The organism is Sphingobacterium chuzhouense, from assembly GCF_014692525.1.
Lineage (GTDB): Bacteria > Bacteroidota > Bacteroidia > Sphingobacteriales > Sphingobacteriaceae > Sphingobacterium > Sphingobacterium chuzhouense.
Map to the genome: position 1 here is coordinate 963,272 of NZ_JACNYL010000003.1, position 9,465 is coordinate 972,736.

Genomic DNA, 9,465 nt, shown 5'->3' on the forward strand with positions numbered 1-9,465 from the left:
GATTATAAATATAGATTATGATCGGAGGTATAAAGTGTTTCTCCCTGTTCCCAAGAGATTTCCAACCGCCAGCTTCCTTTGGTGAAGCTGCTAACAGGCAACCTGTAATCCTGCCCTTCTGTTACAAAAGGCAACGTTATATCCAACATACTATCGGAAGGTCGCTTAAAGATAAGGTCGCCTCGATTATGCGGTTTACTAAACGTAATATACAAGGTATCATTTCTGACGTTCACCGTTGGACGGGCATGATCATCTAACAAATTCTGCTTGCGTTGGTAAACTTCATCGTAAGATAAACTTTTTTCATAGTAATCCTCATCTTCCAACGTATCCGTATTCTTGGTTACCATATATATTCCCGCACTAACAATAAATATGATAAAAGCCCCCAACCCCAATACAATCTTTAGTCCCCAGTTCATGTTTATCCCTATTTTTTATTTGGAGGAGCTATAAAGGTCGTCTTTAAAGTCTCCATTACCTTTCCATCGGAAACGATGTTTATCTTTACATTCTGTTTATATTGTTCAATTTCTCCCTTATCCATCAGCAAGAAAAAACTCAATGTCGCGCTTCCCTCCTTTTTCAGGTCATGGATATTATTGACCATCTGTACATTAACTTTGTCGTCAACACTTTCAATATCAAATTGAATATCTTTCCCGGATTTATTCAGTAGCTCCAACGTGTATAGGTTACTGACTTTTCCGTCTTCGCGAAGCTGATAAGAACTTCCTGTTGCACGCAACAAGCGTCCGTCTATCTCCGAACGGCTAAACAATAAGAAACCAAACACCACAGTCAACACAACTAATATAGCAGAATAAGCGATAGCACGCGTATTATTCTTCTTATCTGCTTTTCCTTCTTCGGATAGGTCATCCATAGAATAAAAACCAATAAGACGCTTGGGTTTTCCTATTTTATCCATAACAGTATCGCATGCATCGATACAGGCTGTACAATTCACACATTCCAATTGCGTACCATTACGAATATCGATGCCTGTTGGACATACATGTACACAAAGCTTACAATCGATACAATCGCCTTGTTGTTGTTCCGCATCATGTTTTTTTAGCTTGCCTCTCGGTTCACCACGGGTCATGTCGTATGCCACCGTTAGACTTTTTTCATCCAGCAATACCCCTTGAAGCCTACCATAAGGACACAACGTCGTACAGACAATCTCACGTACATGTGCGAATACAGCATAAAAAGCAAATGTAAATATAATAATAGACGCAAAACCTACGACATGCTGATCCACGGGATCAGCCATAATTTTATACAGCGCGTCGACACCGATAATATAGGCCAAAAAAATATTCGATATAAAAAATGAAATGGTAAAGAAAATCGTATGTTTCAATACCTTTTTCCAAGCTCTGGCATCCGAATCAGGACCTTCATTTAATTTCCGCTGTTGTATCCAATCCCCCTCAATCACGTATTCGATACGTCGAAATATCAACTCCATGAAAATGGTCTGCGGACACGTCCAACCACACCAGACTCTACCGTAAACCGCTGTAAAAAGAACGATACCCACCATCATAATCAGCATGCCGAAAACGAAGATATGTAAATCTTGCGGGTAAAAAACCGAACCAAAAATCGAGAATTTTCGTTCGATAATATTAAACATCAAAAAAGGATTCCCGTTGATTTTGATAAACGGAGCGGCAAAAAGGAACAGCAATAGTGAATAGCCTACCCACTGTCTGTAGTTGTACAATTTACCGCCAGGCTTTTTGGCGTAAATCCACTGACGCTTTTCATTCCCTGACTTTGTACAGGCACTATTTCCATCTACCACTGTTCCCATAACGTTTTAAATAAAAATTATAGCATTAAATCTTACTATGCTTCATTCTCGGCTACCTCTTGTTCCACGGGCACGTCCGCGCTTTCTTCAGCCGCTTTAGGTGTTACCTTTTCTCCTTCAGGCGCTTTCGGATTTGGCGGATTAGTACCGGTCAAGGTAACAATATAATTACTTACTTCTGCGATTTGTCCCGGTGTCAACGTTTGCTCCCAAGGCACCATTCCTTTCGCCGGAACGCCATATTTGACCACGGCAAAAATATCTTTAATATCACTTCCATGTAGCCAATATTCATCAGTCAAATTTGGACCAATTCCGCCTTCTCCCGCATTTCCATGACAAACTGCACAATTCGCCATAAAGATTCCCTTGCCCGATGCTGCCAATGTACCGGTATCGTCAATTTCTATCGTACTTTCGTCAATCAGATTTGCTGACTGCGCTAAAAATTCCTGTTTCTCCCTTTCCGCCAAGGCCATTTCTCGTTGATACTCCTGGTCTTGATTAGGTCCCCATCCGAAAACGTGGTACACGAGCAGGTAAACCACCCCAAAAGTAATTGTAGAATAGAATAAAGCATTGAACCACGCCGGAACCGGATTATCCAGCTCCTTGATACCATCGTATTCATGGTCGATCTCCAAATCTTTTTCCTCTTCGATTGGTCGCAAGCTTAACAACCGAGCCAAGATCGCCTGCCAATCTATCTTTTTAGTCTTTCTCGTCCGTTGTTCTGCTGCCAATTGTGGCATCGTTAAGGTAATAATCGATTTCATTGCCTTATTTACCACCAATGCTGACGCTAAAAGAGCTATCATAACAATGATGAGAGCGATAATAAGAATATCGTTGTATATATTTCCCGACCCAAAGACCCATTCGGATGCTTTTGTAGTGGTTTCGGCTGCTAATAATAATGTATTCATAAATCTTTATTTCTGCAATGATTGGTCATTCTCCTTTTCCGATTCCCCATCGTCAAAAGGAATATCTTTCATGTGATCGATATGATCTTTTTTCATCCAAAATAACATACAAGCCACCAGTACAAAAAATACCAGAAAGACCCATAACGATGCGATTAGATAAATCTCATCTCCATTTAAATTTGTTATTTGCTTAAACATAAGTCCTCCTTTTAATTATCCGACAACACATTCTCATCAGCTGATTCCGATACTTCAGCCTTAATATCTTTACCCAAACGCTGTAGATAAGCTATCATAGCTATAATCTCACTGTCAGATCGAACTTCCACTTGGTTCGCAGCTAAATCCGCTGTAATCTCATCTGCCTGTTTTTGCAAATCTGTCAATGCATTTTGAATTTCCTCCTGTGAATAAGGCACCCCTAACACGCGCATCGCATTCATCTTCTTATCCAAAAGATTGTTGTTCAATGTCTGCTCGATTAGCCACGGATAAGCAGGCATGATACTTCCCGGAGAAGTGATGGTCGGATCCAGCAAATGGTCAAAATGCCATTTATTCGGATATTTGCCTCCAAGACGATGTAAATCCGGTCCCGTACGTTTAGAGCCCCATAGGAATGGCATATCGTAAACAAATTCTCCTGCCTTACTATACTCACCATAACGTGCAGTTTCCGAACGGAAAGGCCTTACCGTTTGTGAGTGACAGTTAACACAGCCTTCCCGGATGTATAAATCGCGTCCCTGAAGCTCAAGTGCGGTATAAGGTTGAACCGAAGCAATTTTGGGCACATTGCTACTAATCGTAAACGTCGGAATCATTTCCACAATACCACCAATAAGGATAGCAACCAAGGCCAATACCATGAATAAAACAGGTTTACGTTCCAAACGACGGTGTTGAGTAGGCTCTCTTGTCACCACAGGTTCCAAAGCCGGTGCTTCCGCAGCTTCGTTGGCAACCAATTGTCCCGCCTTCATCGTTTTAATTAAGTTATACGTCATAATGATAACGCCCGTTAAGTACAACGCACCACCTACAGCGCGCATCATGTGCATCGGAAGAATTTCCAAAGTTGTAGCCAGGAAGTTTGGATATTTCAACACACCTTCCGGGGTAAACTCCTTCCACATCAAACCTTGTACAACAGCTGCCCAATACATAGGTATAGCATAGAATAAAATTCCTAATGTACCGATCCAGAAATGGACATTCGCTAATTTTTTCGAATACAACGGTGTTTTATAGATTCTTGGAATTATGAAATACAAGACAGCAAATGTCAAGAAACCATTCCACCCCAATGCACCTACGTGCACGTGTGCAACGATCCAGTCTGTAAAATGCGCAATTGCATTAACTTGCTTTAAGGATAGCAGAGGACCTTCAAAAGTCGCCATACCGTAAGCTGTCAACGCCACCACCATAAATTTCAGCATAGGTTCCGTACGCACTTTATCCCAAGCTCCACGCAACGTCAGCAATCCGTTAATCATACCACCCCAGCTGGGAGCTATCAACATGATGGAGAACACAACCCCCAACGATTGAACCCATGAAGGCAATGAAGTATATAGTAAATGGTGAGGCCCTGCCCAGATATAAATAAATATCAACGACCAAAAGTGAAGGATACTCAATTTATAAGAGTAAACCGGGCGGTTGGCCATTTTAGGTAAGAAGTAATACATCATACCTAAATAAGGTGTGGTCAGGAAAAAAGCAACTGCATTATGCCCATACCACCATTGAACCAAGGCATCCTGAACTCCGGCATACACATAATAACTTTTCCAGAAACTAATAGGAAGCTGAATAGAATTTACGATATGCAATACAGCAACGGTTACAAAGGTGGCTATGTAAAACCATACCGCTACATACATGTGACGTTCACGACGCTTAATGATCGTACCGAACATATTGATTCCGAACACGACCCAAATTAAGGTAATAGCAATATCGATAGGCCACTCCATTTCTGCGTATTCGTGTGAAGATGTATATCCTAACAGTAAGGTAACTGCTGAAGCCACAATAATTAATTGCCAACCCCAAAAATGGATTTTGCTCAAAAGATCACTGAACATCCTTGCCTTTAGTACGCGTTGCATGGAATAATACACTCCCATAAAAATAGCGTTACCCACGAACGCGAATATAACCGCATTAGTGTGTACAGGGCGTACCCTGCCAAACGTCGTGTACTGCGTCAGAAAGTTCATCTCGGGCCAAATCAATTGCGTGGCCGCGAGTAGACCGATGGACATCCCCACCAAGCCCCAAATAATTGTAGCGACTCCAAAGTCCCGCACAATCTTGTTGTCATAATTAAATTGCTCTACCTGCATACTCTAATAGTTGATTTCGGCAGTAAAGATAGAGGTTTTTTTATGACATTGTAATGATACATCTTTTTTAAAAAAGTGACATTTATCACTCTTTAAACTTTACGCGAAAAGCCATATTTCATAAACAAAAAAGACTTTCCAAAAGGAAAGTCTTTCTAGCTTACAGTCTATGGATTACAGCAAATTCTGTTCATTTGCGTGTTGATATCTATCGTACGTTTGGGCATAACGTTTATACCCATGTTTATAAGGATTTTCTATCACCTGTTTCATCGAAACAAGTTTATAAACATAAGAGCCGGTCTCTCTATTTAAGTTTAAATTATAATAGTCCTTTATGCCCTGTCGGCGTATAGTATTCTTTAAACTGCCACCACCTACATTATAGGCTGCGGCGACCAATGTCCAATCATTAAATTCTTTATATAGGCTCTTTAAATAACGCGCTGCAGCGTGCGTAGATTTGATCAAATCCTTACGTTCATCTACGCTGCCATTAACTTTCAAGCCATAAAGCCGTGCAGTAGCCGGCATAAATTGCCAGTAACCGCCTGCTCCTTTATGGGACGTTATCCGAGGATTCATGTCGCTTTCTACCAATGGAACATATTTGAAATCTTCGGGAATCCCGTATGATTTTAATATAGCTGCTATTTTCGGTAAATGTTTCGCTGCTTTTTTATGCAAATCATACGATTGCTGTTTGCGAAAAGAGAAATTTGCTAGATATCTCTCAAATTTTTTCTCTACCAAGGGGTTATGTAGAGGAACCTGTTCATCTGCAAACACGACGGAGCGATAATACGCTTCTTTTTGTTTCTCCGGCGATAAGGCTATCGCTTGCTTTTGTTTCTCAACCTGCTCCATTAAAGCTTTCCTTATCGGGTCCTTTTTGGATGTTGAGTTTGGGGTGGAGTGTAGTTTTGACAAAATCATCACAGACAAAACAACACTGCAACACAGTACTCTTTTTTTTATCATTCAATCCCTTACTGCTATCTCTCCACGAAATTAAGATGATCACTTAAAATCGATTCAAGAATAGCTTGGTTTAATTACAGCCTGCGAAAATACAAAGAATTTACCTTCCCTCCAAACCACTATTTAGTCGGTAAGCGTCTTTCAATTATAAAAAACGCCATTTATAAAGTGTGAATGCATTTTTCCAACACAATATTTTTTTTCTGTCATCCAAATAAAAACGCTACCTTTGTAACTTAATTTATTTACAAATATGCCATTCAATAACAAAAGGAACAGTCGCGACGACAACTCCAAAAAAAGCAGAAGCAACTCCGAAAACTTCCGCTCAAAAAATGGCCGCTCACAACGGTCGTCTTCAACAAATGATTTTAGAAAACCAAGATTTGAAGAAGAAGACAACAAAAAGTCACATCCATTCGCCAAGTTTGAAAAGAAAAACAGAAAGGATGATTCTGATCGTTCTTTTAATAAATTCGACAAATTGGTTAAGCGGAACACGGAACGTTCTTTTCAAAAGGATGAAAAAGGCGCTTATAACGGTCCTAAGAAGTTTGACAGACCCGGAAAAAGATCATTCAATCGTTTCGATGACGGAAATAAAAACAGAAACGAAAATAGAGATAGAGATAAATACAAAAACAAGGATACTTCTAGAACGTCTTATCCGAGGAAAAAAATCGCTACTGCGGAACCTAAAGATGACGGTCTAATCCGTTTAAATCGTTATATCTCCAATGCAGGTGTATGTTCGCGCCGTAAAGCAGATGAATTAATCGAATCAGGAGTAGTCACCGTGAATGGCGAAGTAGTCACGGAGTTAGGGACTAAGGTTGATCCTGCAAAAGATGAAATAAGATATAACGGAGAGCGACTAAAACGTGAAAAAATGGTGTATGTGCTTTTGAATAAGCCCAAAGACTTTATCACGACCACCGACGATCCACAAGAGCGTAAAACCGTTATGCAACTTGTAGCAAAAGCCTCAAAAGAACGGATTTATCCGGTAGGACGCTTAGATAGAAATACTACAGGTTTGCTATTGCTTACAAATGATGGTGCGCTTGCTGAAAAGCTTTCCCACCCAAGAAACAATATTAGTAAAATATACCACATCGAGTTGAGCAAAAACTTAACACAAGGCGATTTTAATAAAATACAATTTGGTCTTGAATTAGAAGACGGGTTCATCAAACCTGATGATATAAGCTATGTACAAGGGGGAGGCAAAAACGAAATTGGTATCCAAATCCATTCTGGAAAAAACCGGATTGTAAGACGCATTTTTGAATCGTTAGGTTATGAAGTCCTTAAATTGGATCGTGTAGTTTACGCCAATCTAACGAAAAAAGACTTGCCACGTGGAAGATGGAGATATCTAGAGGAAAAAGAACTCATACAATTAAAGCATTTCATTAAATAGAAATCAGTATAACGGCTGCCTTATGATAAGAATAAGGCAGTTTTTTTTGGTATGAGTTTTATTTTTTACTTTTGGCTTTTAACTTTTGACTTTTGACTTTAAAATATGACAGATCCTAAAACATTGACTTCCGTAGCAGAATTTCATAAAACCTTTCAACACCCTATTCTGGAGGAGCCAACCATTCCTTCGGAAGTACGTTGCAATCTACGTGTTGCTTTGATAGCGGAAGAATTAAAGGAATTACAGGAAGCCATTGAAAACAATGATATTGTAGAAATTGCCGACGCACTATGCGATATCCAGTATGTACTTTCAGGTGCCGTTTTGGAATTTGGATTAAAAGACAAATTTAATGCATTATTTGAAGAAGTACAACGCTCGAATATGAGCAAAGCATGTAAAACAGAAGAAGAAGCAAAGGCAACCCAAGCCCATTACCTCGCTAAAGGTGTTAATTCTTACTATAAAGAAATCGATGGACTATTTTTAGTTTATCGGGAGGGCGATAACAAAACGCTCAAATCTATTAACTATTCCCCTGCTGATTTAAAAGGTATCTTGGAAAAATAAAGACTTCCCTGCTTCACCCCCCGGCTTTCCAAACCTTTATCAATATGCGTTTGTATTTTTGATTTTGGAAAGCCCCAATTGGGTGCAATCAACAATTCTCTGTCTGCAATACCAAAAATACGTTGGATGATAATATCAGGACGCAATAAGGGAATGAATTTAGCTAAGAAATCTGTATATTCGTCTATAGAGAACAACTTAAACGGTTCCCGTTTGTATTTTACCCCCATGATAGAACCTTCTACAATATGAAGATGATGCAATTTGACAAATTTTATATGTGGATGCTTATTGATTTCGTCTGCATATTGTAACATCATTTCTTCCGTCTCCCAAGGAAAACCAAAAATAGTATGTACACATAGATCTAGTTTTGTATTTTGAAGCATCTGCATTGTCGAAAGAAATTCGTCATGGGAACAACCTCTGTTGATCTGCTCCAGTGTATCGTTATAAATTGATTCCATTCCCATTTCCAAATCGACATCAAGACGATCTGTATAAGATTCCAATAAATTGATTTTCTCAAAATCCAAACAGTCTGGACGTGTGCCAACAGACAAACCTAGGGTGTTTTTGGGGTCTATACTTAAAGCTTCATCATACATCATCTTTAACAGATGTGTAGGCGCATAGGTATTGGTATTGGGTTGAAAATAAATGATAAATTTCTCCGCGCCATACGAATTTCGTGCTCTTGCTATCCCATTTTCAACCTGTTCTCGAATAGAAGGTATTTTACGGGCAGTATCAGGTGTAAAAGAATCCACATTACAATATGTACATCCCCCATAGCCCTTACTACCATCTCGGTTGGGGCAAGTAAAGTTTCCATCTACAATAACTTTAAACACCTTTTGTCCGTCATACTTTTCTTTTAAGTATGCTCCATAATGATTATACGGTTTTATACCGCTATCTAGTAAAGTAGCCATCTCTTGCAAAGATAAGAATTAGTATTGAGTGATAAGCAACAAAAAAGCCCCTGTAGTTTCCTGCAGGGGCTTTGTATAAAATTTGGCACCGACCTACTCTCCCACCTTTTACGGCAGTACCATCGGCTCTGGCGGGCTTGACTGCTCTGTTCGGAATGGGAAGAGGTAGACACCGCCGATATAGGCACCTGAATATCTTTATGTAGTCAATAAGCTTGTCAATTATGGGTGAGAAGTTCTAGACTTATCACTTATAATATATTTTCGTAACTACTGAAATGACATTCATTGGGAAAAAAAGTTGACAAAGGAAAGAGGACAGCGGAACTTTCCGGCGCGGAAAGCTTCGGGCTATTAGTACCGCTCGGCTGTGGTGTCTCCACCTCTACACCTGCGGCCTATCGACGTGGTAGTCTCCCACGGCCCTGTAAGGAAGCCT

The 9,465-nt window shown here is 39.8% G+C and carries 9 protein-coding genes and 2 rRNA genes; 2 read left to right on the plus strand and 9 right to left on the minus strand.

Annotation, left to right across the window (positions count from 1 at the left end; all coding sequences use genetic code 11):
- Positions 1-2: 2 nt before the first annotated feature.
- From H8B21_RS16155 to H8B21_RS16180, 6 genes are all read right to left on the minus strand, one after another.
- Positions 3-425 carry a FixH family protein gene (locus H8B21_RS16155; protein WP_190314758.1) on the minus strand — a complete coding sequence of 141 codons (423 nt, stop codon included), beginning with the start codon at positions 423-425 and terminating at the stop codon, positions 3-5.
- An 8-nt stretch (positions 426-433) separates the two neighbouring features.
- Entirely contained in the window at positions 434-1,831 is a 1,398-nt protein-coding gene (ccoG, locus tag H8B21_RS16160; protein ID WP_190314759.1) for a cytochrome c oxidase accessory protein CcoG, read from the minus strand.
- 35 nt (positions 1,832-1,866) lie between these two features.
- Positions 1,867-2,757 carry a cbb3-type cytochrome c oxidase N-terminal domain-containing protein gene (locus tag H8B21_RS16165; protein WP_190314760.1) on the minus strand — a complete coding sequence of 297 codons (891 nt, stop codon included), beginning with the start codon at positions 2,755-2,757 and terminating at the stop codon, positions 1,867-1,869.
- 6 nt (positions 2,758-2,763) lie between these two features.
- The gene (locus H8B21_RS16170; protein WP_130139505.1) at positions 2,764-2,958 is read right to left on the minus strand and encodes a hypothetical protein; all 195 of its coding nucleotides are present in this window, start codon (positions 2,956-2,958) and stop codon (positions 2,764-2,766) included.
- An 11-nt stretch (positions 2,959-2,969) separates the two neighbouring features.
- Positions 2,970-5,114 carry a cytochrome-c oxidase, cbb3-type subunit I gene (ccoN, locus tag H8B21_RS16175; RefSeq protein WP_190314761.1) on the minus strand — a complete coding sequence of 715 codons (2,145 nt, stop codon included), beginning with the start codon at positions 5,112-5,114 and terminating at the stop codon, positions 2,970-2,972.
- 174 nt (positions 5,115-5,288) lie between these two features.
- Positions 5,289-5,981, minus strand: coding sequence for a lytic transglycosylase domain-containing protein (locus H8B21_RS16180; RefSeq protein ID WP_223815079.1), 693 nt, complete (start codon positions 5,979-5,981; stop codon positions 5,289-5,291).
- Positions 5,982-6,348: 367 nt separating this feature from the next.
- Between H8B21_RS16180 and H8B21_RS16185 the strand changes: the two genes are divergently transcribed.
- Positions 6,349-7,518, plus strand: a complete 1,170-nt coding sequence (locus H8B21_RS16185) for a pseudouridine synthase (protein WP_190314763.1) — start codon at positions 6,349-6,351, stop codon at positions 7,516-7,518.
- 105 nt (positions 7,519-7,623) lie between these two features.
- Complete coding sequence (locus H8B21_RS16190) at positions 7,624-8,091, plus strand: pyrophosphohydrolase domain-containing protein (protein WP_190314764.1); 468 nt, start codon at positions 7,624-7,626, stop codon at positions 8,089-8,091.
- Here the strand turns inward: H8B21_RS16190 and H8B21_RS16195 are convergent.
- The 3 genes from H8B21_RS16195 to H8B21_RS16205 form a co-directional block, all read right to left on the minus strand.
- Positions 8,052-9,026, minus strand: coding sequence for a TIGR01212 family radical SAM protein (locus H8B21_RS16195; RefSeq protein WP_190314765.1), 975 nt, complete (start codon positions 9,024-9,026; stop codon positions 8,052-8,054). The two genes, H8B21_RS16190 and H8B21_RS16195, sit on opposite strands and share 40 nt — an antisense overlap.
- A gap of 80 nt (positions 9,027-9,106) precedes the next feature.
- A 5S ribosomal RNA gene (gene rrf / locus H8B21_RS16200) occupies positions 9,107-9,218 on the minus strand.
- Between the two features lie 142 nt (positions 9,219-9,360).
- Positions 9,361-9,465 (minus strand): 23S ribosomal RNA (locus tag H8B21_RS16205); the annotation flags it as partial.

Coding starts and splice junctions, on each gene's coding strand:
- H8B21_RS16155 (WP_190314758.1), bottom strand. CDS start 425: ATGAACTGGGGACTAAAGATTGTATTGGGGTTGGGGGCTTTTATCATA.
- ccoG (WP_190314759.1), bottom strand. CDS start 1,831: ATGGGAACAGTGGTAGATGGAAATAGTGCCTGTACAAAGTCAGGGAAT.
- H8B21_RS16165 (WP_190314760.1), bottom strand. CDS start 2,757: ATGAATACATTATTATTAGCAGCCGAAACCACTACAAAAGCATCCGAA.
- H8B21_RS16170 (WP_130139505.1), bottom strand. CDS start 2,958: ATGTTTAAGCAAATAACAAATTTAAATGGAGATGAGATTTATCTAATC.
- ccoN (WP_190314761.1), bottom strand. CDS start 5,114: ATGCAGGTAGAGCAATTTAATTATGACAACAAGATTGTGCGGGACTTT.
- H8B21_RS16180 (WP_223815079.1), bottom strand. CDS start 5,981: ATGGAGCAGGTTGAGAAACAAAAGCAAGCGATAGCCTTATCGCCGGAG.
- H8B21_RS16185 (WP_190314763.1), top strand. CDS start 6,349: ATGCCATTCAATAACAAAAGGAACAGTCGCGACGACAACTCCAAAAAA.
- H8B21_RS16190 (WP_190314764.1), top strand. CDS start 7,624: ATGACAGATCCTAAAACATTGACTTCCGTAGCAGAATTTCATAAAACC.
- H8B21_RS16195 (WP_190314765.1), bottom strand. CDS start 9,026: ATGGCTACTTTACTAGATAGCGGTATAAAACCGTATAATCATTATGGA.